Origin of the sequence: Paenibacillus sp. FSL E2-0178 (assembly GCF_038593005.1) — a bacterium.
Lineage (GTDB): Bacteria > Bacillota > Bacilli > Paenibacillales > Paenibacillaceae > Paenibacillus_AQ > Paenibacillus_AQ phytohabitans.
This window is the reverse complement of record NZ_CP151953.1, coordinates 1,314,142-1,339,620: the sequence shown is the minus strand read 5'-3', so window position 1 is coordinate 1,339,620 and position 25,479 is coordinate 1,314,142. Positions and strand designations below refer to the sequence as shown.

43 protein-coding genes and 1 tRNA gene are annotated in these 25,479 nt (G+C 34.8%); 40 read left to right on the top strand and 4 right to left on the bottom strand.

The window, feature by feature from the left end; translation table 11 throughout:
* Positions 1-30 precede the first annotated feature (30 nt).
* Positions 31-261, bottom strand: coding sequence for a hypothetical protein (locus MHI42_RS06285; RefSeq protein ID WP_342423184.1), 231 nt, complete (start codon positions 259-261; stop codon positions 31-33).
* A 1,165-nt stretch (positions 262-1,426) separates the two neighbouring features.
* Here MHI42_RS06285 and MHI42_RS06280 point away from each other — a divergent pair.
* Positions 1,427-1,708: a hypothetical protein gene (locus MHI42_RS06280; RefSeq protein ID WP_342423183.1), complete on the top strand. Its 282-nt coding sequence runs from the start codon at positions 1,427-1,429 to the stop codon at positions 1,706-1,708.
* 337 nt (positions 1,709-2,045) lie between these two features.
* Complete coding sequence (locus MHI42_RS06275) at positions 2,046-3,200, top strand: transposase (protein ID WP_342423182.1); 1,155 nt, start codon at positions 2,046-2,048, stop codon at positions 3,198-3,200.
* A gap of 382 nt (positions 3,201-3,582) precedes the next feature.
* Here MHI42_RS06275 and MHI42_RS06270 read toward each other — a convergent pair whose 3' ends face one another.
* Positions 3,583-4,053: a hypothetical protein gene (locus MHI42_RS06270; RefSeq protein ID WP_342423181.1), complete on the bottom strand. Its 471-nt coding sequence runs from the start codon at positions 4,051-4,053 to the stop codon at positions 3,583-3,585.
* Positions 4,054-4,275: 222 nt separating this feature from the next.
* Between MHI42_RS06270 and MHI42_RS06265 the strand changes: the two genes are divergently transcribed.
* The 29 genes from MHI42_RS06265 to MHI42_RS06125 all read left to right on the top strand — a co-directional run bounded on the left by MHI42_RS06265 (position 4,276) and on the right by MHI42_RS06125 (position 20,901).
* On the top strand, positions 4,276-4,710 hold the full coding sequence (locus MHI42_RS06265; RefSeq protein WP_342423180.1) for a hypothetical protein: 435 nt from the start codon (positions 4,276-4,278) through the stop codon (positions 4,708-4,710).
* 641 nt (positions 4,711-5,351) lie between these two features.
* Entirely contained in the window at positions 5,352-5,555 is a 204-nt protein-coding gene (locus MHI42_RS06260; protein ID WP_342423179.1) for a hypothetical protein, read from the top strand.
* A gap of 391 nt (positions 5,556-5,946) precedes the next feature.
* Entirely contained in the window at positions 5,947-6,249 is a 303-nt protein-coding gene (locus tag MHI42_RS06255) for a hypothetical protein (protein ID WP_342423178.1), read from the top strand.
* 32 nt (positions 6,250-6,281) lie between these two features.
* Entirely contained in the window at positions 6,282-6,443 is a 162-nt protein-coding gene (locus MHI42_RS06250; protein ID WP_342423177.1) for a hypothetical protein, read from the top strand.
* A 568-nt stretch (positions 6,444-7,011) separates the two neighbouring features.
* On the top strand, positions 7,012-7,494 hold the full coding sequence (locus MHI42_RS06245; protein ID WP_342423176.1) for a hypothetical protein: 483 nt from the start codon (positions 7,012-7,014) through the stop codon (positions 7,492-7,494).
* Positions 7,495-7,681: 187 nt separating this feature from the next.
* Positions 7,682-7,969 carry a hypothetical protein gene (locus tag MHI42_RS06240; RefSeq protein WP_342423175.1) on the top strand — a complete coding sequence of 96 codons (288 nt, stop codon included), beginning with the start codon at positions 7,682-7,684 and terminating at the stop codon, positions 7,967-7,969.
* Positions 7,970-8,159: 190 nt separating this feature from the next.
* A complete protein-coding gene (locus MHI42_RS06235; RefSeq protein ID WP_342423174.1) occupies positions 8,160-8,945 on the top strand; it encodes a hypothetical protein in 786 nt (261 codons plus the stop codon).
* A gap of 73 nt (positions 8,946-9,018) precedes the next feature.
* Positions 9,019-10,353, top strand: coding sequence for a DNA sulfur modification protein DndB (locus MHI42_RS06230; RefSeq protein WP_342423173.1), 1,335 nt, complete (start codon positions 9,019-9,021; stop codon positions 10,351-10,353).
* Positions 10,343-11,323, top strand: a complete 981-nt coding sequence (locus tag MHI42_RS06225; RefSeq protein WP_342423172.1) for a hypothetical protein — start codon at positions 10,343-10,345, stop codon at positions 11,321-11,323. Before MHI42_RS06230 ends, MHI42_RS06225 begins: the two co-directional genes overlap by 11 nt.
* Before the next feature lie 151 nt (positions 11,324-11,474).
* Positions 11,475-12,128, top strand: a complete 654-nt coding sequence (locus MHI42_RS06220) for a hypothetical protein (RefSeq protein ID WP_342423171.1) — start codon at positions 11,475-11,477, stop codon at positions 12,126-12,128.
* Entirely contained in the window at positions 12,121-12,660 is a 540-nt protein-coding gene (locus tag MHI42_RS06215) for an accessory gene regulator B family protein (RefSeq protein ID WP_342423170.1), read from the top strand. The genes MHI42_RS06220 and MHI42_RS06215 overlap by 8 nt, the downstream gene beginning before the upstream one ends.
* Positions 12,650-12,781, top strand: coding sequence for a cyclic lactone autoinducer peptide (locus tag MHI42_RS06210; protein WP_342423169.1), 132 nt, complete (start codon positions 12,650-12,652; stop codon positions 12,779-12,781). The genes MHI42_RS06215 and MHI42_RS06210 overlap by 11 nt, the downstream gene beginning before the upstream one ends.
* Before the next feature lie 90 nt (positions 12,782-12,871).
* The gene (locus MHI42_RS06205; RefSeq protein ID WP_342423168.1) at positions 12,872-13,264 is read left to right on the top strand and encodes a hypothetical protein; all 393 of its coding nucleotides are present in this window, start codon (positions 12,872-12,874) and stop codon (positions 13,262-13,264) included.
* A gap of 222 nt (positions 13,265-13,486) precedes the next feature.
* Positions 13,487-13,861, top strand: coding sequence for a hypothetical protein (locus MHI42_RS06200; protein ID WP_342423167.1), 375 nt, complete (start codon positions 13,487-13,489; stop codon positions 13,859-13,861).
* Between the two features lie 142 nt (positions 13,862-14,003).
* Positions 14,004-14,077: transfer RNA gene (locus tag MHI42_RS06195), tRNA-Ile, on the top strand.
* Between the two features lie 138 nt (positions 14,078-14,215).
* A complete protein-coding gene (locus MHI42_RS06190; RefSeq protein ID WP_342423166.1) occupies positions 14,216-15,148 on the top strand; it encodes a hypothetical protein in 933 nt (310 codons plus the stop codon).
* A gap of 123 nt (positions 15,149-15,271) precedes the next feature.
* Positions 15,272-16,285 (top strand): hypothetical protein, encoded by a 1,014-nt coding sequence (locus MHI42_RS06185; RefSeq protein ID WP_342423165.1) that lies wholly within the window; start codon positions 15,272-15,274, stop codon positions 16,283-16,285.
* A 107-nt stretch (positions 16,286-16,392) separates the two neighbouring features.
* Complete coding sequence (locus tag MHI42_RS06180; RefSeq protein WP_342423164.1) at positions 16,393-17,403, top strand: ATP-binding protein; 1,011 nt, start codon at positions 16,393-16,395, stop codon at positions 17,401-17,403.
* A gap of 103 nt (positions 17,404-17,506) precedes the next feature.
* Positions 17,507-18,016, top strand: coding sequence for a 3D domain-containing protein (locus MHI42_RS06175; RefSeq protein ID WP_342423163.1), 510 nt, complete (start codon positions 17,507-17,509; stop codon positions 18,014-18,016).
* On the top strand, positions 18,016-18,558 hold the full coding sequence (locus tag MHI42_RS06170) for an AAA family ATPase (protein WP_342423162.1): 543 nt from the start codon (positions 18,016-18,018) through the stop codon (positions 18,556-18,558). Before MHI42_RS06175 ends, MHI42_RS06170 begins: the two co-directional genes overlap by 1 nt.
* Before the next feature lie 11 nt (positions 18,559-18,569).
* Positions 18,570-18,722 (top strand): hypothetical protein, encoded by a 153-nt coding sequence (locus MHI42_RS06165; RefSeq protein WP_342423161.1) that lies wholly within the window; start codon positions 18,570-18,572, stop codon positions 18,720-18,722.
* Between the two features lie 79 nt (positions 18,723-18,801).
* Entirely contained in the window at positions 18,802-19,113 is a 312-nt protein-coding gene (locus tag MHI42_RS06160) for a hypothetical protein (RefSeq protein ID WP_342423160.1), read from the top strand.
* Positions 19,114-19,286: 173 nt separating this feature from the next.
* Entirely contained in the window at positions 19,287-19,559 is a 273-nt protein-coding gene (locus MHI42_RS06155; protein WP_342423159.1) for a hypothetical protein, read from the top strand.
* Positions 19,549-19,785, top strand: coding sequence for a hypothetical protein (locus MHI42_RS06150; RefSeq protein ID WP_342423158.1), 237 nt, complete (start codon positions 19,549-19,551; stop codon positions 19,783-19,785). The genes MHI42_RS06155 and MHI42_RS06150 overlap by 11 nt, the downstream gene beginning before the upstream one ends.
* 63 nt (positions 19,786-19,848) lie before the next feature.
* Positions 19,849-20,007, top strand: coding sequence for a hypothetical protein (locus MHI42_RS06145; protein WP_342423157.1), 159 nt, complete (start codon positions 19,849-19,851; stop codon positions 20,005-20,007).
* The gene (locus MHI42_RS06140; protein ID WP_342423156.1) at positions 20,000-20,263 is read left to right on the top strand and encodes a DUF4326 domain-containing protein; all 264 of its coding nucleotides are present in this window, start codon (positions 20,000-20,002) and stop codon (positions 20,261-20,263) included. The genes MHI42_RS06145 and MHI42_RS06140 overlap by 8 nt, the downstream gene beginning before the upstream one ends.
* Positions 20,264-20,295: 32 nt before the next feature.
* The gene (locus tag MHI42_RS06135) at positions 20,296-20,442 is read left to right on the top strand and encodes a hypothetical protein (RefSeq protein ID WP_342423155.1); all 147 of its coding nucleotides are present in this window, start codon (positions 20,296-20,298) and stop codon (positions 20,440-20,442) included.
* A gap of 33 nt (positions 20,443-20,475) precedes the next feature.
* Positions 20,476-20,664: a hypothetical protein gene (locus MHI42_RS06130; protein WP_342423154.1), complete on the top strand. Its 189-nt coding sequence runs from the start codon at positions 20,476-20,478 to the stop codon at positions 20,662-20,664.
* A gap of 3 nt (positions 20,665-20,667) precedes the next feature.
* The gene (locus tag MHI42_RS06125) at positions 20,668-20,901 is read left to right on the top strand and encodes a hypothetical protein (protein ID WP_342423153.1); all 234 of its coding nucleotides are present in this window, start codon (positions 20,668-20,670) and stop codon (positions 20,899-20,901) included.
* A 48-nt stretch (positions 20,902-20,949) separates the two neighbouring features.
* Here MHI42_RS06125 and MHI42_RS06120 read toward each other — a convergent pair whose 3' ends face one another.
* A complete protein-coding gene (locus MHI42_RS06120; RefSeq protein WP_342423152.1) occupies positions 20,950-21,156 on the bottom strand; it encodes a hypothetical protein in 207 nt (68 codons plus the stop codon).
* Between the two features lie 71 nt (positions 21,157-21,227).
* On the opposite strand from MHI42_RS06120, the gene MHI42_RS06115 reads away from it, so the two are divergent.
* The 3 genes from MHI42_RS06115 (at position 21,228) to MHI42_RS06105 (ending at position 22,527) form a co-directional block, all read left to right on the top strand.
* Positions 21,228-21,524, top strand: coding sequence for a hypothetical protein (locus tag MHI42_RS06115; RefSeq protein ID WP_342423151.1), 297 nt, complete (start codon positions 21,228-21,230; stop codon positions 21,522-21,524).
* Positions 21,525-21,610: 86 nt separating this feature from the next.
* Complete coding sequence (locus MHI42_RS06110; RefSeq protein ID WP_342423150.1) at positions 21,611-21,889, top strand: hypothetical protein; 279 nt, start codon at positions 21,611-21,613, stop codon at positions 21,887-21,889.
* A 20-nt stretch (positions 21,890-21,909) separates the two neighbouring features.
* Positions 21,910-22,527 (top strand): hypothetical protein, encoded by a 618-nt coding sequence (locus MHI42_RS06105; protein WP_342423149.1) that lies wholly within the window; start codon positions 21,910-21,912, stop codon positions 22,525-22,527.
* A gap of 72 nt (positions 22,528-22,599) precedes the next feature.
* On the opposite strand, the gene MHI42_RS06100 is transcribed toward MHI42_RS06105, so the two are convergent.
* Positions 22,600-22,872 (bottom strand): hypothetical protein, encoded by a 273-nt coding sequence (locus MHI42_RS06100; RefSeq protein WP_342423148.1) that lies wholly within the window; start codon positions 22,870-22,872, stop codon positions 22,600-22,602.
* A gap of 19 nt (positions 22,873-22,891) precedes the next feature.
* On the opposite strand from MHI42_RS06100, the gene MHI42_RS06095 reads away from it, so the two are divergent.
* From MHI42_RS06095 to MHI42_RS06070, 6 genes are all read left to right on the top strand, one after another.
* Positions 22,892-23,338: a hypothetical protein gene (locus MHI42_RS06095; RefSeq protein WP_342423147.1), complete on the top strand. Its 447-nt coding sequence runs from the start codon at positions 22,892-22,894 to the stop codon at positions 23,336-23,338.
* Between the two features lie 532 nt (positions 23,339-23,870).
* A complete protein-coding gene (locus tag MHI42_RS06090) occupies positions 23,871-24,068 on the top strand; it encodes a hypothetical protein (RefSeq protein ID WP_342423146.1) in 198 nt (65 codons plus the stop codon).
* A gap of 19 nt (positions 24,069-24,087) precedes the next feature.
* Complete coding sequence (locus tag MHI42_RS06085; RefSeq protein WP_342423145.1) at positions 24,088-24,390, top strand: hypothetical protein; 303 nt, start codon at positions 24,088-24,090, stop codon at positions 24,388-24,390.
* 34 nt (positions 24,391-24,424) lie between these two features.
* Positions 24,425-24,727 (top strand): hypothetical protein, encoded by a 303-nt coding sequence (locus MHI42_RS06080; protein ID WP_342423144.1) that lies wholly within the window; start codon positions 24,425-24,427, stop codon positions 24,725-24,727.
* A 31-nt stretch (positions 24,728-24,758) separates the two neighbouring features.
* Positions 24,759-25,052, top strand: a complete 294-nt coding sequence (locus MHI42_RS06075) for a hypothetical protein (protein ID WP_342423143.1) — start codon at positions 24,759-24,761, stop codon at positions 25,050-25,052.
* Positions 25,053-25,081: 29 nt separating this feature from the next.
* Complete coding sequence (locus MHI42_RS06070) at positions 25,082-25,438, top strand: hypothetical protein (protein ID WP_342423142.1); 357 nt, start codon at positions 25,082-25,084, stop codon at positions 25,436-25,438.
* Positions 25,439-25,479: the final 41 nt, after the last annotated feature.

Sequence of the window (25,479 nt, the reverse complement as noted above, 5' to 3'; positions counted from 1 at the left end):
TGCAACCTCCGATTTTAATTATTATGTTTATTAATTTGAGAATCTGATTTCTTCTTTCTTTAGTCGAGCATAATAATTATTATTTTTATGATTCTCTTTTTCATTCCAATAATCTCTATCATTGTATGTATTCAAATATTCTATACAGTCATCCAATCCCTCGAATATATAGGATGAAACATATCTTTCATCAATATATTCAGCTTCGCCGTCATAGTATTTCTCCTGCAGTGACTTCTTAATGTGCTTTATTTTTACCATTAATCGATTCTCCTCTTATGTATGTTTTGTTTTTATTCAGAAACATCGCCCCCAATATATTTTTGCTAAATGTTGTATGTGTGCTTCTGTGTGTAAAATATAACACCTGAACTTTTCTAAGTCAATAAATATTATTATATTTACTTTAAAAGAGAAAAACTTATAATTAAGACATGGTAATTGAGATATTAAAAACAACACTAAGGGGGATAAAATAAGAGTGCTGCAACTAATAATGTAGTGGGATTACACACCGGGAGTGTATGGGAGGATATTTAAGCTTTTATCTTAAAGTATGAAAAAGAAATGAATCGACAGCAACAATTTATGAGAGAGGATTACGCATGTTTTATCGATGGATAAAGATAAAAATGTTGAAACATTAATAGTTGATGATCTGGTTGTAAAAAACTCTGCTATAATTCGTTAGAGAAGAACACAGATTATGCAGCATCTACGATTAACAAGTATATGTCTCCAATTTTAAGTTTTACGAATTCCTGGAAATCAACGGCTACGAAATCAATGCAAAACATGTAAAAATTGATTTGCTAGATGTTGAAGTTAATAAAACTTGATCACAAGTCAAAAAGGTGGGGTATTAATGCAACTGGAAATGGCTGCAGATAAAATAATAAACGAAAAAATTGATAGAGTGAAAGAGGAGAGTTCTGAATAGTTGAATTCAGTTATTGAATTGGATTTACACCGATCGAAGGGTGTATCCTAAGAAAGAGGTATATAGTAGGAGATGTTGTATATCTATTTTCTTTGCAGAGAGCTGCTGTGATGAATGAGTAACATCCAGTGGATACATATGAAAAATGAATGCGTTAGAGACCCAACTTGTCAGCAATTGATTTTTGTTTACTGGTTTATTTAAAATGGTATTCTTTCGATAAGTTGGAGCGAATAGAATTCAATGTGGACAATAGCCATGTTAGATTTTACATCTCTATTCATGACAATAATACGCTCAAAAGATCCTATTTGAAACTACATAGCCATGGGTATATTAAAAATCCAATAAAAAATAGTTCAAAGTCAGCCTCTAAAGATAGGTTTATATAATGAAAAGATAAGTTCAGATTATGGATTTACGAGATTGCCGTTGTCTGTGCTATTCATGGTTAGGGATGGGGAAATTAACCAACAAGAGCTGAGAATGTTATATTACTTAGAGAGTAGAATTGCTAGACCTTCAAAATTATTCTGTTATCCCTCTAGAGAATTTATATGCAGTGAGTTAGGGATCAAATCTCCAAAAACAATCAGTACTATAACAGGGAGTTTATCTGAAAAGAAATTGATTAGAGTGGAAGAAGGAAGAGTAGGAACAACATTGCAATATGATGAAGAGGATAGATTGATTAGAACAAAGTTTAATAAAAACTATTTTGTTGAGGTAGATAAGATCGTTGATTACAACAATAAATTTAAAGACTGAACTACTGAGAGCGGTTAATAATATTGTGAAACAGAATGGTGTTAATTCTTTTACGACACAAGAAGTCTTGGATTTTATGAAAAGCAGAGGTGCTTTGTATAAAAATTCAACTATAAAAACTCATATCTGTTCCAAATGCTGTATTAATGCAAATAAAAACCATGCCACTGTATATAATGATTACAGAAGAATTGAAAATGGAAAGTATGAGTTAAGCAATGTGTAAACAATAAAGCGCTTAGTGAGAAATCACTTTGCGCTTTTCTTTGTTGTATAGGAAATTATACAATGCAAAAAAATGTGGATAACTCCGATGAAAAATAGAGGAGGGAGGAACGTGAAGAATCAGGGAATATGGAAGAAACTGCGAATCATCCAACAGATTCTAAAAGATCACTTTCATGGATTTATGGAAATGCACAGTCATCACCTGCCTGAGGGGCCCCATAGCAGCATCACGGAAACGGTGAATAAAGCGATACGCTGTGGCACCCGGGATATGGGCTATGCCAGATATGTGTGTAAGGGCTGCACGAAGGGAAAGCCGGAGCCAGTGTTTATTTGCTTTACGTGTAAAAGCCGTTTTTGTCATGGATGCGGGAAGAAATATACGGATGAGTGGGCGGAAAAGCAGCAAGAACGAATCCTAAATGTGCCGCATCGCCACATGGTGTTTACGGTACCTGAAGAATTACGTACGGTGTTCTTTCAAGACCGGCGAAAGTTGAATGAACTCAGTAACCGAGTCGCCAAGGTGATTCAATATTATTACCGGCAGAAAAACAAGAGTGAAAAATATAAAGTTGGTGTGATTACCGTGATTCATACCTTTGGCCGTGATATGGAATTCAACCCGTATATCCATGCGCTCATTACGGAAGGTGCGCTTGCCCGGAACAAAGAGTGGAAGAAGGTAGAATACATTTCGTATGAGTACTTGAGGAAATCGTGGCAGAAGTTACTCATGGATTTAATGCTAAAATGGTATCCAAAGGAAGAACGAGTAAAGGCACTGGTGAATGAGCTATACCAGCGGTACCCGAAGGGATTTTACGTGAATGCAGAGCAGCGAATGAACGATGCAAGGGGGGCCGCGAAATATATAGGGCGGTACTTAGCACGTCCGGGGATTGCAGAATACCATGTCGTGAGCTATGACTACCACAAGGTGCATTATTGGTACGAGGATCACCGAACGGGGAAAAGGGTGGATATGGTATCGCCGGTGATGAAATTTATCTACGATGTGGTGCAGCACATCCCTTCAAAGCATTTTCGAATGGTGGGGCGCTATGGTCTGGACAGCCGAGGGAAAAACAAAGAATCGCAGAAGGTCATTAATCTGTGGCGGTTCATGGTACATAAACAAATGGAGATGACTTTTCCAGCAGAAGAACGAAAGAAAAAGAGTTACCGCCAGCGGATGCTAGAGAGCTATGGTGAGACCCGATGCGCTGTCCATGCTGCAAGGAGCAAATGTTGCTTGTGGTGATTTGGGATGCAGAATATGGGCGAATTTATTATTATGACGAGGAGCGAGAATACGCAAACCAAAGAAAATGGGGGATGAGAAGAGATGGAAAAAGCACGAGGACAAGAGAACGAACAGGAACAAGCCAAAGAACTGGAACGATGGAATCCCTGGGAGGAATAAGAGGAGCCAGAGGTATGGATTGACTATGTGTGTGTGGAATGCGGAATGCTGGATCCCGTACCTGAATTTATAGTGGCCGAGTGTTCGTATGAACTGGAAGCCGGAGAATCCCCCGAGTTTTTCTGTCCGGCATGTAACGGAACGTTAGTAAGAAAAGAAGAGCCAGCGGACAAATAACCGCTGGCTAGAACGTTATTCACCCGTTAGGGTGATTTTGTTCTTATCCTTCGCTTTTCATTTTTATCATGAGTTCGATCATATCAATAATATTTTCTTTGTCGTCAGCGTTTAAGTGTCTACCTTTGAAATTAACCATGTCGTTACTATAGAGGAATGTTGTAATTTCATTCTCATGTCTTAATTGTTCTAACTTATATTTTTCTCTTGATTCATCAATGGTTGCGAATCTAATTTTACCGGGATTATCGAAATCTAAGTGCATTTGAGCGTCAACATAATTTGCAACTATTAACAACTCATTTGGATCTATATTATAGGTTTTTGCTAAGTTAATAAATGTCTCTGGTTTAGCTCTTACTGGCTTGCCAGTTGTGGGATGAAACCCTTTTTCTAGTGTTACTAGATAACTGTTACTGATATCACTAAGCTTTGCTGCGGTAGTCCTTGGCATATCTCCACGAAGTTTAATTAATAATCGCGCCATCTTCTCTGTGTCATATTCTCCAAACATTTGAAAGCCTCCGATTATAACACTGTAGAAATTTACTACACTGTTGCAATTTCAATTCAAGTGGTTTATATTACTAATATACTACATGTAGTAAATGTTTACAATGTAACAAGTGAAACATCTCCAAAACCACCTCAAAACATTCTAAGATTCTACTTTATGCGAACAAATGTTTGTGTTATCATTGCTATACATTATATCAAAGCTAAAAGGGGAACTGTCATGAATCAACATTTACCTGAAGTTACAATGTATTATGCTGCTGGAATTAGTGATGAGGGGATTATTAATGGCGAATACATATATGAGTCAATAGAGGCAGCAAATGCTTCAGGACTTGATTATACTACTGCAACCTGGGCGATTCTAAAAGATGCTGTAGGCAGAGGACAAGTATATCCTGAAAGAATTATTTTCACTCCGCAGGGGCGATTTATTTGGGAGGTCTTTTTTAACTGCAAGGAAGAGGAAGAATTTAATATTCCATATAAGTGTGTATACAGGGCTGTGGGTGCGCCTGTGTCGTTTTCAGAAGCTGTAGAGTACCATATGTTCTGGAACAAAGGATCTGAATTAGTTAGAATTAGAGTTGAAGCAGGAATGTATAAAGCCGTTATCAAGAATTGGAATGGTGATGTGGTGGTGATTAAGAGTTGACGCTAAGAGCGAAGACGTTAAAAGCTAAAAATAAAAATATGAATTAAATGATTCGTGTGATCTAATGATCTTAGTTAATTAGTACATAGTGTTCGGGCAAAAGAAGGAAAATGAATAGAAGTGATGAATAAAATATAGAATGAAATTTTAATTTCATTAAGAAGATGATATAGCTTTAGTATCGCGTGAACTAACTAATAGATTGAATAAAGGAGTGAAAATGAGCAATGCTCATTTAACAATTGTAAATGCAATACCAGAAACCAGCGAATATGTACAAAAAACTTAAATAAATATCAAAACGATAAGTTGTAATTTATAGATTACAGTGCTAACAAATACATGGAAAATTATGATTTTGATGATGAAGTTGCGCTAAAGCGTCATGCGAGGATCTATGAAGAACTGAGACAAGAGATTTTGATTACTGCAAGTTTCGTTGCCGAGAAATTACTCAAATAATTATGAGATGGCTATTTTACATAACACTCTTTAAGAGAGGATAGAGCTATGGATCAATTACAGACGATAGAAAAATTAGCTACCATGTATTTTACTATGGCCGAAGTACTCCAGCATCAACACATGATAATTCCTACCTAGATGGCTTAAATAATGCTTCATCTCTCCTGCAATCATTTATGCAAGAAATTAATGATTTGGGTTTAAGTTTTTCTGCTCCAGCAGATGCAGAGTTTAGTTCTTATGATTTAATTCTTAAACTTTGCCATAGATATCATATCATAGCCAGGCAGTTAAGAGCTAGGCACAGTATTAGACCTACTCTTGAAATCGAAGATAAATACGATGTTCAGGATTTATTTCATGCTCTAAATTTTACTTGATTTTGACGATGTAAGACCAGAAGAGTGGACACCAAGCTAAACAAGCAACTCTTCTCTAAAGGATGAAATGGAAGAGGTCATTTTTAATAAAAGATTTGAAAAACAAATTTATAGAAATAAATGAAGTTACACCCGAATTTGATTAATGACCTACTGGATCGGATATTAAAATACGAAAATGACTTAAAGTAAAAGGACTATTTTATGAGGTGACAGGTGACAGGATGAAGATTTCTTACAATTTGATTGGCTCTACTGGAGAATACCTTGTATGTGATGAGTTGGGGAAAAGAGGGATCTTAGGGCTTCTTACTCCTAAAAACAATCCCTTATTTGATATTGTTGCCACCAACGAATTAGGCACTAAACAATACTAATTCAAGTGAAGACTATGGCGAGTACTAATAAACAGGGCTGGAAACTCAGCGATAAAATATGTGTAAAGAAGAATATTGATAACTTATATGTGGTCTTAGTGAGATTGAAAGAGTTAAATAAGCCTGTTGAATATTATATCAATAAGTATGATGAATTAGCAGGAATAATTGATAGAAATTACTTAAAATACATGTCAACACCAAAAAGAAATGGAGAGTCTAAAGCAGATACTTCAATGAGGTGGCACAACTTCTACGATTTTTTGCCAGAAGACTATGTCAGATGCAATGCTTGGGAGTTATTAGGTTTTGAATAAAATTAAATACTCTTGAACAGGTGGTGAATTATATGAAAGTAAGGGTTGAATATGCTAAAAACAAACTCACAGGGACGGGTGGCATTTTACTAGAGAAGAGTTCTAGAATAATAGACATTGAATCTGATCCCTCAGATGAAAAAAGTGCTCGTGAAGAAATTAAGGAAATACTATGTGATTTGGAATCTTCTTGATGCTTTTAAAAATGATCTGGTAGGCCTATTGTCTTCGAAGGGTGAGTTTAAACAAGTAAATCGTGAAAAAGCAATAATTCTTATTAAAGCAATTGAAGGCATACAGCAAAAAAACAAGGAGTTGAAGGAGAGACTTTATCAAGTTAAAGAAATGTTAAGGTAGTATGAGTTGAGACAAGAGGGAGACAACTTTGTATGAAGATCTCACATTAACTTCCATTTGTGTTGGTGGTCCTGGCGGTTATCCTGTTCATACTATCTCAACCAATGAGCCAATAAAAATCAAATACGCAGATTATTACGCGATGTTGCTATTAAATTTAAAATTGAAGGAGAATTATCTAAGGGAGAGTGCAAAGATATCGGACATGGGAATAAAGCATATGATTACCTTTATGGCGACACTAAGTTGCTAGTATTGGTTAAGAGGCTTTCTATTATGGAATTTGAAAAAGAAAGTGATGATTTAAAGTTTGTGTCATTAAATCCTTATCTTTAGTAATCAAACTCTCTTAAGGTGGAGCAGGAATATGCAAAGAGATTTTATTAATTTAATTCAACACAGGCCGTGCAAACAATTTGGCAAGAAGATATAAAAGAAGATTTTAATATGAAGAGACTCTACAGAGAAGGTTCTTTGCAGAGTAGTTTTTATTATCATTTGAGAAGACGTATCGGAGATACTACACTCAATTATTATAATGCATTTCTTTATACTGAGTTTAGATATAAAGGCAAAAGAGTAGATCTTGCACTTGTAATTAGATACGATGATGACCAGTTTGTTCCTGTCGCTATATTTGAATTTAAATATCTTGCTATAGTTTCAGATGCTCTATTTATGAGAGATGTGGAAAAAGTATTAGACTTTATAGATTCTACAGATGAATGCATATATTATTTGGGCTTTATACAAGAAGCTGAATACTCAGATATGACTGATAATTTTAGTTGGCTAACTCAGGAACAAGCTGATATGTGTAAAGGAAGGTTAGTAGAGTTGACAGGCCTATCAAAGCCGAATGAAGAAGCTATGTGGATTGTAAGATAGTAAAATTGGCGTTTCATCATCATAACTCAATAGCTTTAAAATTAGAGACCCAATACATATTATAATCAAATATGTGGGTCTCTTTGTCGTCTTATTTTTATTTTCATCTTTGTCAATCCTTTTTAAAACGATGAAAATTGGTTGCTTTTTTTTATCTTTATAGTAAATTTAAAATTGGAGGTGAAAAGTGGATACAAAATTATATACAATGACTTATTCACTCAACAGTGGGATAAAAGGCACTGTGAACTTATCACCTAAACAAATTGAAGAGTGGATTAATTGTTACATAGAAAAGTCTAGCTATGTTACTATTATAGGTAAGGAATATTTTGGAATTAACTCCGTTCTAGTTGCTGATTTTAAAGTACATAATGCATACTCAGAACAGAGAATTGAAATTGAAGTTGTAAAGCAATTGTCAATGTTGAATGATGAATTAGTTGAAGCATATGATCAGAAAAAGTTAGAATAGTGGCCAAAGTTAATTGTAAATGCTGCAGTACGATTTATACTACAGAGCTTGATTATAAAATGCCTAGAACCTTATGTACAAAATGTAAACAAGAAGTTTATTTAGATAGAGATAAGGGAATAATATATACCAGCGAGGGCGAAGGCTATTTCTATTCAAATCAAGGGTTAGTGAAAAGTGAGGAGGAAATATGAAGCTTGATCAAGAATTAATATGCAAAATACAAAATATTGCAAAAGTCTCAGGCGGGTACTTGACAATTGATTTATATAATTTGAATAGAAAAGATTTACCATCTTGGAAAACTCTTAAAGCAAGACTGGATGGAATTGAGTTTAATGAATTAATAAAAAAATGTGATTCTTTAACGCAAGAAGAATTCCTGAAGATAAATTATCGTATTAAAGCAATCAGTAACATGAAGTTGTTAGGATTAGAATTTGGAGAAATTAGCAAGACACTTTATGATAGTCAAAATTTCGTTCCTAATTCATCATATATAACTAAAAATTATGGCTGGGAAGATATTGCAAAGGTTGCAAATGTGCGTTTAACAAATGGTTTTCTTAGTGAAGATGAACTTGTCAAACAACTTAAAGAAACTATTAAAGAGCTTGGATATGTTCCCACTAATGATGAGTATAGAACCTTAAACCTGAAACCAACAAGAAGTTCGTTAGAGACTATGAAATTATCATGGTCTGTAGCTATGCGCAAAGCTGGTTATAAACCCTATGGTCAAGCCGTAAAAGTGAAAGATAAAATATGTGCTGAACACAACTGTTATAGACAGTTCTCAGCAAATGATGAATCAGAGATATACTGTGAGAGCTGTTACAAACTAATTCGACAAAAGCTAGTAAAGCAATTAAAAACATATGATAAAAACGCATTAGAAAGCATCTGCCAAAAGTTAATATATACTAGCTCAAGTCAAAAGAGTATTTTAAGTATATTTTATGGAAACATCAAATAATTATATTAAATTAGAAATAAATTTAGTTTGTGATATACTTAAAAATAATCAGGAAAATGATTAGGACGGTGAAATGATGCTAAAAGATCGTGAAGAATTAGAATTAAACTTACAAGAACGTATACGTGAAATCAAACCATCTCGTAAGAAAACGAATCAAGTCAATAATATATTACGCGAATATGGTGTGCCACTTGGTACATACAGTGAGATTGTTAAAGGGGAGAAACCAATCTCAAATGTTCCAAGTTCCTTGTTGTGCCTAGTAACCGAAGCGCTACATATAACTACGGGTTACGGAGATATCGATCCTTTAGTTTGGTTTACAGATAAAGAAATTGACACTGCCAGAAAACAAACAATCAATATTTTCAAAGATGAGAGTAGAATTATGTTGCCATTAGCCATCGAAGATGTAACTTTTCTAGGCGATGCAAGCTACATAACAAAGATAGACATGCTATTCTTGGTTCAATTATTTCACTCACAACTAATAATTTATGATTTTGATACTCAAAGAAGCGCTAAATGGGTAAAAAGAAAAGATGGTGTCGTGCCAGTACCCGACATAAACATGAAAAGTGTTGAGGATATTGCATCGAGCATGGTAAATGAAACATATCTAGAGGATATGATTACTTTAAACATATACTCAGGCGAAGTAGAACCTTTGACATACAATCAAAAGTCTAAATTGCTAATAATTAATGAGGGAGCAGTAATAAGCATTCTGGATGGATTTCACCGCCTTCAAGGTGGAGTTAGAGCTATGACTATTAACCCTGAGCTTAAACAGACAATGATACTATCCATTAGATCTTATGATACTCAGACTGCTCAAAGATACTTTGGTCAGATTAATACAATCAATCCTGTTAAAATCGAAAGAAGAAAAGAGTTATTATCTGATCAACCATCAGACTTGGTGGTCCGTGATCTACAGCTGAAATCAGAGTTGAAAGGCAAAATTGCTTCTGCGTCAAACATCTCTGTTGCTGCTAAGCAGTTAACAACATTTGATATAATGTCCTACGCTATTGATAACGTGTTTAATCCAACTAATAAACTAGAGGCCAAGGAAACCGCAGAGTACCTCATCAACTACTATGATTACCTTCTTGGAAGTTTCGTTGATGAATTTCTTGAAAACCCCACAAAGTACCGAGAGACGTTTATTAATCATCCATTGATGTTTATTGGGTACACTGTGATCGCAAAGCATTTTCAAGAAGCGGATATAAACCCAAAAAATATTAAAGATTATGTAGAGAATTTAAACTTACGCAATGATGAGTTGACAGAACTATTTACCGATACACGTAGAGGTATCAACTCTCCAGTGTTAAGAAGAAAAGTGTTGAGTTATTTTAAATCACTTGTTGGTGGAGGAATAGACAATGTCGAATAAGATATATGATGAGAACTTTTTTAATGAAGAGCAAAAGGAGAGGTATCTCAAAGGATTACAAGAGTCTACATACAAAGCTTATTCTAGAATTTTAAAAAGGGCATCAAATATAGAAGAACAATTAAATAAAGATTTGTATAATTTCAATTTGTATGAAATAGGCCAGGTTATGAAAATGCTAGCCCCAACAACAATATCTGCATCAAATGTTGGCTTGGCATCGATGAAGGGTTATATTGACTGGGCAATAAAAAATGATCTCAGAGATGATAACATAAACCCATTGAGCGTAACGATGACTGATGAGTTTGTGAGGAGCTTTGTTGACACAACGAATCAATATTTATTTTCTTATGACGAGATAATTTCTATTATTGGGCGCATGGCAAACCCTCAAGATTCTGGGGTAGTTCTTTGTATTTACGAGGGGATAATGGGTAGAGAGTATAGTGAGATCAGAAACATCTTAAAAGATGACATTAAGGGTGAGGAGAATAAAATAACAGTTAAAGAAGAAACTTCAGAAGGATCACTTATACCTAGAGAGATCGAAATATCTGATCAATTAAAATCGCTACTTAGAAGAGCTGCATTACAGACCCACTATGACAAAAATAATGGAAACGCGGCAGAGAGATATGCTATTGGTTTATTAAACGAAACACCTTATGTATTTAGATCGATTAAATCAAATATTAGATATAATGATGCAATTCGAGGACCAGTCGTTTGGAATAGAATAAAGGCTGCTGCAGAGTGGTTTGGTTATCCATATCTCAATCCAATGAATATTCGAAATTCGGGTATGGTCAAATATGCAAATGATTTGTATATTGCAAGCGGTAAATTTGAGAGAGAAGAGATAGTTGCAGTATGTTATAAATTTGGAGTAACTTCGAAAATTACGACACGGCTAACAAAAAGTTTTCTGAATTTAGAAACGATTAATACGTTGTATCCAAAGGAATAAGCATTTAAAATCAAGGGAAGTGAGTTATAAAACTCGCTTCTCTTTTTGTTGTGAAAAATCATAATAAAAGAGTTGACTCTTTTCCAATCTGTGGTATCATAAATACATAAAGTGATTATCTTTAGTTTGATAAATGGACGGAGGAGTTAATTTGTTAGATGCTTTAGTATACATAATGTTTTCGATGGTTGATGGTTTAGCAATAATAATATTTGCCTTTGGTTCATTTAAGATTGATTTGAAAACTTATTGGAAGGAAATACCAATATCTTCTACTGTGATATCGGTTTGCAATTTTTTTCTGAGTCGTCATGATACTCTATCAAATTATTCACCAATCTTAAGTATGACTTTAATGTTTATATTTCTTCTATTCTTTTTTAGAATATCAGTTCTTTCTTCTGTTAGAATAACTGTAATTGGTTTTGTAGCTCAGACTCTAACCCAGGGAATTATGATTTATGCGACCTCATTATTAATCGGAAAAAACCTTGAAACTATTAAGAGCGATGATTTTCTAAGAAGCGCCTTGCAATTAATTAGTGGCATAGCTTTGGTATACATTAGTGTTTTATTAAGAAAGAATAGAAAATACTTTACAACACTACCCTATGATTATTCATATAAAATAAAATTCACCAAAACAAATGTAATTCTACTTTTTTCATCTGTCGTAGTTACTACAATAATTGTGAATCTTTTTAATTTTTCGAATTTTTTAATTGAATTGATAGTTTTATTATTTTGTTTCACTAATATTATAGCTTTAGAAACTAGAAAGGAGCTAAGAGAAGAAATTGATTAACCAACTTTCCGAAAACATTAGTGCCGCACTGGTAAAAAACTTCTCTGATCAAATGCCTCCACTTTCAAGAGTTAAGTATTCAATAAAATTACTGATTACAAACCTTCTTCCTGTATTATTACTTATTCTGTGCGTGGTGATTACTGGTGGTTTGGGACATTATTTGAAGGCGATCATAGCATTCTGTCTTCTTCGTCAAGTTTCTGGTGGATATCATATAAAAAATGCAGAATTGTGTGTAGTTGCTTCGACAGGGATTATTTATTTTATAGCAAACTATAGTTATTTGTTTGTTGGTTATGATAGTTTAATCAAAGCTGGCAGTTTGATTCTATGTCTATTGTTTTCTCCTTCGGGAATCAAAGACAGTACCAGGGTGGATAGTAAATATCATATTGCTTACAAGTTGATTTCTGTTCTTTTGATAGTATCTTCATATTTGATAAATGATATCACAATTAATTTGGCATTTTTTGTTCAAAGTCTTCTGTTAATTCGCTTGAAGGGAGGTGAAAAATCTTATGAAAAATAAATTCATTCTTAAATTTATGACCACTATTGGTGCATTTCTTTCGGCTGTTGCTTTGGTTCAAACAAGCACCGCAAGTTGGACCTTCTTGCATAGTGAACCCGTACCAGAAGATATGAAATAATAAACGAATTGCTTAGACGTACTTCAAAAAATATATATTAATTGAGGTGCGTCTTAATTACCCACACCTAAGAAGGGGGGATGTTTGTGTATGAGATCAATTATGGTCTGCAAGTGGGACGAAGAAAATATGGCTGATGAAGCAGAGTGGATTAATACAGAAGACATAGTTTTTTCAAATAGGGTCACCACAAAAAAAGAAAAACACGGTTTCATTATTTATAGAACCGCAAATGGACTTTATAGAAATTTTACCTCCATTGACAAGGAACATGCCTTGCTTGCCAAAGAAGACGGATTTATTAGAACCGATAGAGGGGTAATTGCAAATCTGAAAATGTCTCCTTCGCTAGACGAGAAGAACCGATTATTGGTCTTTAATATCGAAAATGAAAATGATGGTAATGATTTTGTAACAATTGCAGATAATAAACTTGATGTAGTTAAGGGTTACTTGAAGAAATTATTTAGTAGTAAGAAGTAAAAAGCGACATGATAATTTCATTTCGCGACAACATACGACAAAAGTTTACACTACTTACCAAATATGCATTATAGTCAAGAAAATTTGGTTACATAGTTAACTTGATTGCCAATAACTACTTATGAACGTAAAATATGGACAGGGATATTGTTAATCGAAATATCAAACATTAATTTTGTTTGTTAATATCCCTCCAATTTAAATAGAGGGGTTAGAAATTAGATGACTACAAACATAATTGAATCAATTAATATTGGAGCAAGTGCATTCGAATTCTGGAATCTGTTATTTTTTTTACTGAAAAAAGATAACGAGAAAAAGCAATTTGAGATCGAATGTACTGACAAAACGAGGGTTGAAATTGAAGAGCTTCTTTTTCGGCATAGATACAGATGTTTAGAAGAGGAGAAATATAATAATATAAATGAATTCATTATCTCTTATAATTTTAACATTAAAGATTCTCTGGAAAGACTTTTTCAGCAGCCACTGAATGACAGAATGCTCTCGAATTTTAACGGCGATCCTGAACAATTATACTTAATACATAGTGAGAGACCGAGAAGCTGGTTTATGGAATGCCTACTATACATGTAAGAAGTTTAGTTTAATGATGAGTTTTGTCGCGGGAATTCATCATTAAACTAAAGATATGTATTGACAATAATAAACTAAAGATATATATTTAATAAGCAGTCATGATGTTTATAAAAGAATACTTTTATCTAGAAAATTACCTGGGTCTCTCGTCTAATTGGTTAAGGCCCCTATCTCATAAATAGGATAATACCCGTTCAAGTCGGGTGGGACCCATAGAACCAAAAATACCATGCGATAATGCATGTTAAATATATAGCTTTACGAAAGTGAGGTTATAGATACTTTACTCTGTGAAGGTGGTGAGATGTTAAACTCAGCTTTGAACGATACATATAGAAGTGGGTAAGATCAATGCAACCAACATACGGGAATTTCGAAGTGAGAGGCATTGTGACCGGAATGTTAAACTCTAAAGCCTATAGCGTTGGAGATACACAGGAAGGGCAATGGAATAGAATTCAATTTGGTGTACGGGTTAGTAATAATGCATTCGTTTATGTTGAATTAATGGGTAATAAAACAAGTAAGTTGAAGATGTTTAAAGTTGATCCAATGACGAAAAAGTATGATAAAAATAATTACATAATGGTAAGCTGGGATGAAAAGTACAGTCAAAAGTATAAAAGATATAAATACCTTCAACCAGTGAAGATTAATCTTCTGGGCTTTGAGACTGAAGACGTTCAATTGATTGGATACGATGCTGCTGAATACCTCAGAGACAATCTGAAGGATGGTACATACATATTAATTAAAGGTTCGTTGCGATTTAATGATTATAAGGGAGATACGCAAGAAAGCTTTAATATCAATGAAATATATGTTATGGATGGTAGCGAATTATCAAATGAGGCTTATTTTGCTCAAGAGATTATTTATGTGGGGATTGAAGACATAAACAGATCGAAGTGCAAAGTAAATTCAAAAATGATTATTCGTAACTTTGACGGATTCGATATCATTCCATACTCTTTCATCATTAATAATAAAGATAGTAATATGAAAAGTGTTTTTGATTATTTTAAGGAAAATATTCAAATGGGATCGACTTTAAAAGTACATGGTCTAATTAGGAATTACGTTCCAATAACCTGGACAGATGAAGGACAAGAAATAATATGTGGTTCAGCCATCAAAGAATTAGAGATTACAGGCGGCAACACGTCTTCATTGATTCAAGCAAGATATAAACCGGAAGAATTAGAATCAAATGTTATTCAAGGATCACCGTTTGAAGATAATTCTCAGAAGCAAGATAGGGGAGTAAATAAGTTCGGCTTTTAATGAAAGGACGTGAGGGCATAAATATTTGTTCAATGCGAAGTCCACCGATGAAATGAAGTGCCGCAAAACTTATACTTAACACTATAAAACTTAATCTATACATATAGGAGAGATAATTTAAAAATGGCTAATGATAAAAAACAACTACAAGAGGGCATTAACACTATCCACATCGAGGGAATTGTCAAAGATATTCGAATTGAAGAAAAACCGATTAGTGGACAGGATGCTATTTCAGGAGAGGTTGATATTCAAGTAACTCCTGAGTCCATTCATACATTGAATGTATTTTCGTATAAGCTTAACCAAAAGAAAGAAGTGAGCGGACTATTTAAAACTCTAGTCACCATTAGAGATGAATACAAGACAATTGATGCTCATGGTATTGAAAATGCAGACAAAGTGCGGGTCGAAACATCTGGTGCGTTCGATAATGGGAAGGTTGGAAAGAATGAATATGCATCTCCAGACGGAGAGTGGAAATCATATCCGCGACTAACCGCTAAGTTTATTAATCGAATTAAGGCTGGAGAGGTTTTTGAACCACAGGCCAAGTTCACTCTTGAAGTTGCAGTTGCAGGAACAAAAGAGGAAACGCGAAATGGTGAAGAAACTGGCAGATTGATTTTGAAGGGGTACATTGTTAACTACCAAGAACAAAAGGATGATAGCAAGAAAATCTATCCATTTGATTTCATGGTCGAAAATCCAAAATCGGTGAGTTACGTACAAGATACTTATGAAAAGGGCCAGACAGTTAAGGTTTACGGAGATATCGTAAATACGAAGATTGTAACTAAGAAATTTGTTGAGGTTGGATTTGGTGAACCTCAAGAAGAGATCGAACGTAAAGAAGTTCGCGAATACATTATTATTGGTGGAACACCCCCATATGAGGATGACGATAAAAATGCGTACGATGTGGGACTTATTCGTGAAGCACTTAAAAAGCGTGATGCTGCTATTGAAAAGAAAAAGGAAGAAAAGAAAAAAGGGAATGCATCTTCTCAGAATAGCGGTTCGGGATTTGGGAAACCAGATCCATTCGCCAACTCAGATGCTAAAAAAGATCCGTTTGCTGATCCATTTAGTGCAGGTAAACCAATCGATCTCTCAGACGACGATCTGCCATTTTAATAAAATAGAAATATACATAAGATTTTAGATTGTGTTGGTGGTAGGTAATAAACTATCACCAATAATTTAAAACTAAAAACCAAATTATAGGGAGAGATTTTATACATATGTCAACATTAGATATTTTTAATCCACAGGTTTCTGTAGTAGCAAGAGGTCTTGAAGGAAAGATCATTACTATTTATGGGAGTAATAGTCTGGGAAAGACCAAACAAGCAACTCGACTAAAGAAACCATATTATTTGGGTTTTGAAAAAGGACTTAATGCGATTGCTGGTGTGCCTTTCGCCGCTATTAATTCATGGGCGGATTTCAAAAAGGTAAACAAACAGCTTACGCATAAATCAACAGTAGCAAAGGCTAGAGAGGTATACCAAACAATCATCTTTGATGAAGTGGAGGCTTCGGCACGTTATTGCTCGAAATACATCTGTGATAAATATGATTCAGATACTATTGCATCGGGACGCGAAGGCTTCGGTTTATGGAAGGAATATGAGACAGCTTACTGGGAAGAGATTGATAAGTTAATTGGGGCAGGATTTACGGTAGTATTTATTGCTCACCAAGAAGAAAGAAAAGATGGGAAGATTGTTCCTAAGGGCGATAAGCGCGCGCTGGCTCCCGTTATTGACAACAGCGATATTATTGTTCACCTCCGTTCTAATGGAGTAGACGAAAAGGGCAAGGTTATAAAGTCCTCGGCTTTCTTTGCTGAAACAAAAGATTTCTTTGCGAGAAGCCGTTTTGATTATATTCAAACTGGGCTGGAAGAGTTTACGGCTGAGGCACTTGAAGATGCTATCGTGAAGGCCATTGAACTTCAAGAGCAGGTGGAGGGTATTACTGCAGTTTCGTACATCCAACAAAAAGAAACTCTTAAATCTGAGGTTTTGGACTTTGATACTTTGAAAGCAAAAATCATTGAGGCCGGGAAGTTCTTACATGCTAATAACAAAGGTGATGTTGTTACAGAAATCATTGAGGACGGATTAGGTAAAGGCAGAAAAGTTACTGACTTTACCAAAAACCATATTGAAATGATGGTAGGCGTTCTAGATGATCTAAGCGATGTTGTGGACGAAGTTAAAGAGAAAATGAGTTCTAAAGTTGAATAATATATAGTTCCAATAAAAGACAGAGTTTATCAAGATTCAATAAAATAAAAATACATATGCCTCATCTTAATTGATGGGGCTTCATTTAAAAGTGGAGGTTACGATGCTAAAAGAGATCTTAACTTTAATGTTCACATTGGCTTTGCTGCATTCAAATATCCAAATCCAAAGTGAAGAAATTAAAGAAGCAAATAAAACAATTCCAATAGAGAAGAAAGTTGTTCAGACGGTCAAGGTCGAAAAAGAAAAGACGATTGCAAAAATTGAGCCAAAACCAGTAGTCAATGTAGAAGAAGAGAAGTGGGAAGTATACAACATAAGTGCCTATAGTAATGGGTACGAATCTACACAGAAGCAAAAGGGCGATCCTCTTTATGGAATTCAGGCCAATGGAGAGCGAACCGTACAAGGGAAATCAATCGCTTGCCCAAAATCTATGGAATTTGGAACCAAGGTTAAGATAAATGAATTAAACCATACATATGAATGCAGTGATCGAGGATCGGCAATAACAAAAGGCAAACTAGATATCTTCTTTGAAGATGTGAATGATGCTCTGGAATTTGGACGGCAATATCTACATGTGCAGATTATTAAGAAGGAAGTGGATTAATGAAAAAGTTTGTTTATATCTTAATGGGTTATAGCGGTAGTGGCAAGACAGAGATTGCCAAAGAGTTAGAAAAATATGGTTACAATGTATTGCAGTCATACACAACACGACAGCCGCGCTACAAAGGTGAATACGGGCATATGTTCTGTTCAGTCAATGAATATGAACAGTTTAAGGAAAAAGGCGAGGTAGCTGCATACAGTTTGATTGAAGGCAATCATTACTTTAGTACGAAGGAACAGATTTATAACACTCCGAAACTCATCTATATTTGTGATCCCGATGGAATTAAAGACTTGAAGGAGAAAATCACAGATATTGAATTCATCACAATTTATATCAAAGTAGATAAACATACTCGATGGAGACGCATGATTAGCCGTGGAGATGATGTTGTTAAGGTTATGGATCGTGTTACACAAGATGGAGAAAAATTCAAAAGAAAACGTTTCGACTATCAGGTCATCAACTATGAATTTGATAAGGCTGTCAAAATCATTAAGGGAATTATTGAGATTGAAAATGAACAGATTCTAAATTAAAGGGGGTGGTAATGATGTCAGTTAATTTGGATATTCTGAAAGAACTTCTTATGGATTGGGAGGATAATAATCTGACTTATAGTGACATGATCGAACTAAGAGATAAACTTAAAGATGCAAGAGAGGTAATTGAGGTTGAAATGGATAAGTACGAGGCTCAATAAAACTCAAGAATATACATATAAGAGTGTCAATTAATGCAATCAAATTCCTGTTTTATCAAGAGAGGAGAATACACAATTAATGGCCGAAGTAGATGCTGATTTGTATGAGTTTTTAAAAGAAAATGAAACTGGACTTTATCGGAAAAACGGCGAAGTGCTGAGTTACGTCTTGGTGGACTTTGATAGACTGTCCCAATTCGTAGAAGTGGTTGGCGAAGGATATTTTGATGAGAGTGGGGTAGGCGTAGTTATGAGGAATAGATACCTCGCAATTGAGTTAGATAGTTTCATTGAAGGATACAGCCATTATCTATCCAGTTACAAAAAATGTTTTGATGAGTGGGAAGAGTATGAGTCTGAAGTTTTAGAGATGGAGAAGCGATATAAATGAGCAAAGACCGTGACTTCGGTTTTGGCGTAAGCACTTGTACCAGATGTGGATCTGAAATGTATGAATCGGAAACATTGAGTAGATGTTTAAAGTGTTTGAAGTCAACACCTTGGGAAGTGCCAGTGAAAGAATATTATAAAAACAAAAATAATGATTGTGAGGAGAATGAATAAGTGAAATTCGGGCTGAAAACTATTGTGAACTATTTTTTATACAACAAAAAAACTGGCGAGAAATTGGTAGAGGTTGATATTAGCAATGATGAAACGCCGATCATTGAACTTGGAGATCAATTTAATATTAATGTTGATGTTGATGCGAATACATTTCTAAAGGCTGTTGCTTTCTCCGGCGAGATTGAACGCCTACATAAAATTCAAAGTCGAACAAAGAAACAACGCACAAAGAATAAACTACAGAAACGGATTGATACTTATGAAAAATAAATTTATTATTGTGAGTTTAGATGATTGGGAAGGTCTCTATTACAAGAATGAACTCCTTTCAGAGGGGCATGAGATCCGGCGAGATAAGTTGGTCAGACTAATGAAGCAGCATAAGGTATGGGATGTAGAATTTGAGTATTTGAATCAAGAGGGTGAAAACATTGTTCAAGCATACGCAAGTATGTTCAATACATATTCGGAAGCAAAGGCATACATAGAACAGTAAGGAGCGAGGTTATATGTGGACAAGAATGGTGTTCATGCTGCCCCTATTGTCATATGACTCCATGTGAATGCAGCACAGAAGGTGAGGAAAATAAAGATGAATCTATGTAATGGAACTGGTCAAATTGGTTATGCGATTGATTTAGATGATTACTGTCCATGTCCTGGTTGTGAGGCATGTGAAGATGATAATTGGAAACCAGGAGAAGATGCAGATGAGTAAACCAAGAGCAGTTAATAAGCATCATAAGATACCTTATGACGTTTATATTGGACGCGGATCAATTTGGGGAAACCCCTTTGTTATTGGCAAAGATGGGGATAGGAATGAAGTTATTTGTAAACATGCTGAGTGGATTTTGACGCAACCCCATCTCATGAGTAAAGTAAATGAGTTGAAAGGAAAGACACTTTGTTGTTACTGTTTACCCAAACCCTGTCATGGCGATACATTAATAAAACTAGCAGATGAGACTTGATATATCGTTGTTTGATTGGGGGTGTTGTTACGATGACCAATAAGAAAAGCGATCACAAGCATGAGTATGAGCTGATTGAGATTGAAAGTGATGGCTGGTTTACTCATGCAAAGACATGTAAAATTTGTGGTCAAGTTTACACTCGCTTGAGAATAATCAAGCTAGAAGACTTAAGATAAAATCATCAGTTTATTGGAAAGGACGAAGTTATAATGAACAAGACTTTGACAGATGACTTGTTGGAGATTGTCAGTGAGTATAAAAGATTATCTGAATTTATCGAGAATGAAGTACCATACAAATATGCTGAAGATATTAGGGGAGAACTGTATCTAGATACTTATCTTGATCAGGTTGAAGAGAGAATCAATAAGGCGATTATTCATGAGATTGAGGTGTAGGTCATGAATCGGAAATGGGAAATTGAAACTGTAAAGAATCTGGGAGAGCAAATTGGTTATGGTAATCTGATGGATATTGCTTCGGCCTTGTGGGGAATTAAACTTGAAGATGAGTATGGGATTAAGACTGGAGCATTTGTACCAACTATATTGCCCTGTCTGAAGAAAAGTGACAGAAAGAATGCTGAAGTGAGGTTTAACTCAATGATGGAGCATGTCAGAGAACTAATGAAATGAAACTTTCATAAAAAAAGACTCCCAAACTGGAAGTCATAAAAAGAATTTCTATGTATTTGCCCAAAAGAAGTTCTTAAATCCAGCATCTTGCTTACCTTTCTCGATTTGTTGACGTATAGCACTTTCTCCTCGATCGAGAATTTCAGCAATTACGGGAGCAATTTCAGTCATTTCCTGTACGCTGTTAATCTTCTTTGATACCCAGTCTAGCAAGGCAACTTCTTGAGGCGTATACGTTGATCCATGATTTGACATACATGATCCACTCCCCAATATTTGTATAAAGAAATTATACTACAAGCATATATAAAAAAGGAGATGAAATTTTGAATTATACTGCAATAGAACGCGAAGCAGTTTTAACCTATGATGAGGAATCGAACCAATACCACATCTTTTGCTCATCAGGAAAAGAACAAACCAGAATGCGTAAGGCAGGGTTTGAAGCATACAAAGAAGATGCAGAAGGCAATAAGTATTACCGTGTTGAACGTAATCAGATTTCATTTAGAGCCAAGAGCGATAGTAAGCGTGTATTAAGCCCTGAACGCAGAGCGGCATTGGCTGCTAACTTGGCAAAAGGCAGAGCCAATAAGAAAAAGTTAGAGGAGGAAAAATCATAGATATTGATACTAAAGTAAGGACTGAATCACAGCGATTAAAGATTCTCAACCTACTACGCTCTGCAGGAAGTAACGGAGTAACCAACATGGATTTAGTCAAGGTTGCTCTGCGATACAGCGCAAGAATCCAAGAGATGTATGTTGCAGGATACGAGATTAATGTTGAAGAATTGGCTGGCGGTTTGACTAAATACATATTGGTAAAAGAGCCTGAGACGAAAAAAGGTAAACCAGATAAGGCATTGAATGTTTTGATTGAAGGAATTAAAAATAAATATAATGGGAATGTGAGTATTGAACAATTGATTGAAGAGTTGAATAATAACAATTTTACTGTAAGACGGAATATTGGGACGTTTTGCTAAATTGAAAAGGAGATGATTAATTGAACGTAAAAGGTGAATTTATCAAAAGATTGGTCGATGAACTGAACGATGAAAATGAGAGAGGTAATCTTAATACACCTTTAAATGTATGCTATATGACTTCTGTTGTCGATCAACAGTTGGAAAAATGTAGTGAGTTTATTGAGGATATTACTATACATCGCTATGAAATAAATGGTTATGAATACGACAACACCGAAGGGTACACAAATGGCAAGATGAGAGTTCTCATTGAGAAACCGGACGAAGAGAAAAATAGTGAAATGACGTATGATGCATATTATGATTATTGCTATTACATTGAATTTGGTTATGATGAACGACACTGGGGTTACTGTGATTGCAATCCAGGGCATAAGGGTCTTAATGAAAAACACGGATGCTGTGGAAACGGGTGCGATTGGACTGCTCCTCAATTCTATCTAACTAAATCTGTATCTATGGGCGGTGGAAGATGGGATGGAATAGAGAGTGATTACTGGAGCTATGAAGAAAAATTTAATAATGACGAAAAGAATAAAAATACATATGTGGAAGAGATGAAAAAGAAGGCTGAAATCGAGAGATTAGAAACTTCGATCAAAGATGCTCAGGATCGACTAAAAGAGCTTCAATAGGATTTGATGAAAGGAGAATTTGATCAAGAAAAAAGAGCAACCATTAGAGTTGCTCCGAAGAAGAAAATTGCTTCAAATCATTGACTGAATAATTATTTGACTATAATAAAGACCTTTATAATTTGAAGCTTTAACTCTTGTGAGAGATTTATCAAAATACAAAATATGAATACGATTGGCTTCAGGAGTTAGTCTGATTATATCAAACTTCTCATTTGTTAATACCATTACTGCAATTCTTGTTCCGTCATGAAGCATATACATAGTACTTAAAATCATAAAATCTCCTCCAATAATAAAAAGTAATTTCTTTAAAAAAGTATTTACATTTTCTATTACTTTCAAACCTATTAGAGAGAAATATATGAAATTATTAATTGAAAAGGGGCATACGGTGAACAAATTCAAACGGCTTATGTTTAAATTAAATATATTAAAGAATACATACAAAACGCCTGAAGAAACACATGATGGAAAAATTAATAAGATCAATAATAATCTTCTATATGTTAAAGATGAACTCATTAAACTGCTACCCGAAGAATTGCAAAGAGAATTCCATGATAAGTCATACATATCTGGTGGCTGCATTTACAGCCTCTATCATGATAATGAACCAAAAGATTATGATTTTTTTGTGGAGTCGAATTATTTAGTTGAAAGACTTAGAGATTACTTTTTGAATCAAGCTACCTATAAAGGTGAACTTCGTAGCGGCGGACTGTACAAAGACATCAACGTGACTATTACTCAAAATGCAATTTCGCTAGGAAAATATCAAATCAATGGGTTGGAAAGCCCGCAGAGGTGATTAATCAATTTGATTTTAAACACAACATGACTTACTGGAAAGATGGCAAAGTTATTTGTTTGTGTGATTGGAAGTTTGTGAGAGGAAATAAGATCTTCTACAACGAGGGCAGAGCCAGGGACATTGTAGGAACTATTGTAAGGCTCCCACGTTTTGTTGAGCGAGGAATGACAGTAAGCAACAAAGAGATCAGTAAGATGCTTCTAAGGCTCAATGACGTTGGATTCAGCGAACGAGAGATTGAGATTCTAGAGAATAACCAGTTAGATCATTTTGGGTCATGAGAGGATTGAGTGTAAGATGAGTGTACTACGTTTTATTATTTCGGTTTTAATTATTTATCTAGTAATTGGTTTGTTATGGAGAGGTGTTGAAAAATTGATCTACGGACATGTGACACCAAGATACATAGACGATATTGTCTCCCTTATTTTATCCATTTCAATTTACTATAATATTAAATTCATTCACTTTGTAACAGCAATAAACAACCTTTTAAAATCCTGAATTTATCAAGAAAAGGAGTGAAGGAATGAAAGAATTATTGCCTGAACTGGGATCAGATATTCAATGGAATAATGGAAGATGGAGACTGGAAGATATCGAATTGTGTAATCCAATTGGCGTTAATTTGTCCTTTAAAGAGGGTGGGAGAATTCACTTCCATTTGCGTTCAAAGAATGGCTCAGCTAGAATTCCGGCAGTGAATTGCGAGATTATAAAATCATAAATTCAAGAGGAGAGAACTAATGAATATCAAGCATGTGACTAAAACATACGATTATCCTGCATCTACTGGTGATTTGGTTCTAACAAAAGATTCTAATGGAACGGAACATTATCTAATGTTTTGCAGTTCAGAGGCAAGTTCGGTGACAGATCCAGGTGGTTATAGCGTCTTTTATTTCACAAATATAAAAAGTGGTTATATCTTTGAACAGCAGATCCATGAAGACGATGAGATTGAAATAGGAACTGAGATTAACGGATGTGGTGTAGTCACAAAAATCATTCCCAACAAAAACATTGAGGTTTTACTGCATGAGACTTAATGAAATATAACTTTCATGAGAAAGGAAATGACAAATGTATAGATTAGAAAATCTTAAAAAAGATATCCTTGAACAACCCGAAGAGGTTGAGTTGATGTTATCTCATTTAGACAATATGATTACTCAAAGTGATGACGGCGATACATGGGTTACAGCAGAAGCAGCCGGAGAATTGATGGAAAAACTCAAAGATATTATTGATCATGGACAAATCGATAATGAGAAAGTGTATGGCTCCAATTCAAAGATTGAAAAGCTGGTTTTAGTTGAAGCAGATGATTGGTTGTATCCTGAAGAAATTGATAATACAGGTTTATGTTTAAGAATTCAATATTAAATCTATGTACATAAAAAGGAGCATTAAAAGTATGGATGTTAATCACTTTATTGAAACAACAATCAAAAATCTAGAGAGCAAAGGTCACAGGGAAATTCAATTCCTTAGTGCTCAGAATTGCACACTTGTTAAAAATGGAGTCCTTGAAACTTATTTAATTGAACATACCAATCTAGATAGTCACTATTATGAAATTAATCTAAATGAAATTGAACCTGGGATTGAGATCAAAGGAAGTAAAATCCGTATTTACAGTATTCCTAAAGGAAAACGAAAAGGAATTACAGCAAACTACAATATTGCATTAAAAGCGAATAAAAACTAAATTTTATCAAGAAACGAGGGAGTGATAGTTTGAATAGAGTAATGCGAAGACAAGGCAGATATTATCTGGGAGACCCAAACGAACAAGCATGTTACACCTTTACCTTTAGAGATGACGCTCCCGCTTCACTTGAGAGAAGTTTTATTGTCACCCTTGATTATGATACGGGTTGGAGTGGTTCTCCCTTAGAAATCGTAACTGAATTGGTAGAAATGTGGGGAGATTTCTTCATAGCACCGCAACTACCAAAAGCTATTGCAGTTATGGAGTACCTCAAAGCATGGGAGAGGCAAGATAAGATTGATTACTTGACTGAAGAGAAGAAACGAATTGAATCGCGAATCACAGAAATTATCGAAGAGTTGGAAGCGATGACTGAGATCTGATAAAACAGAAGTTTTATTAAAATGAAAATACATATAAATGG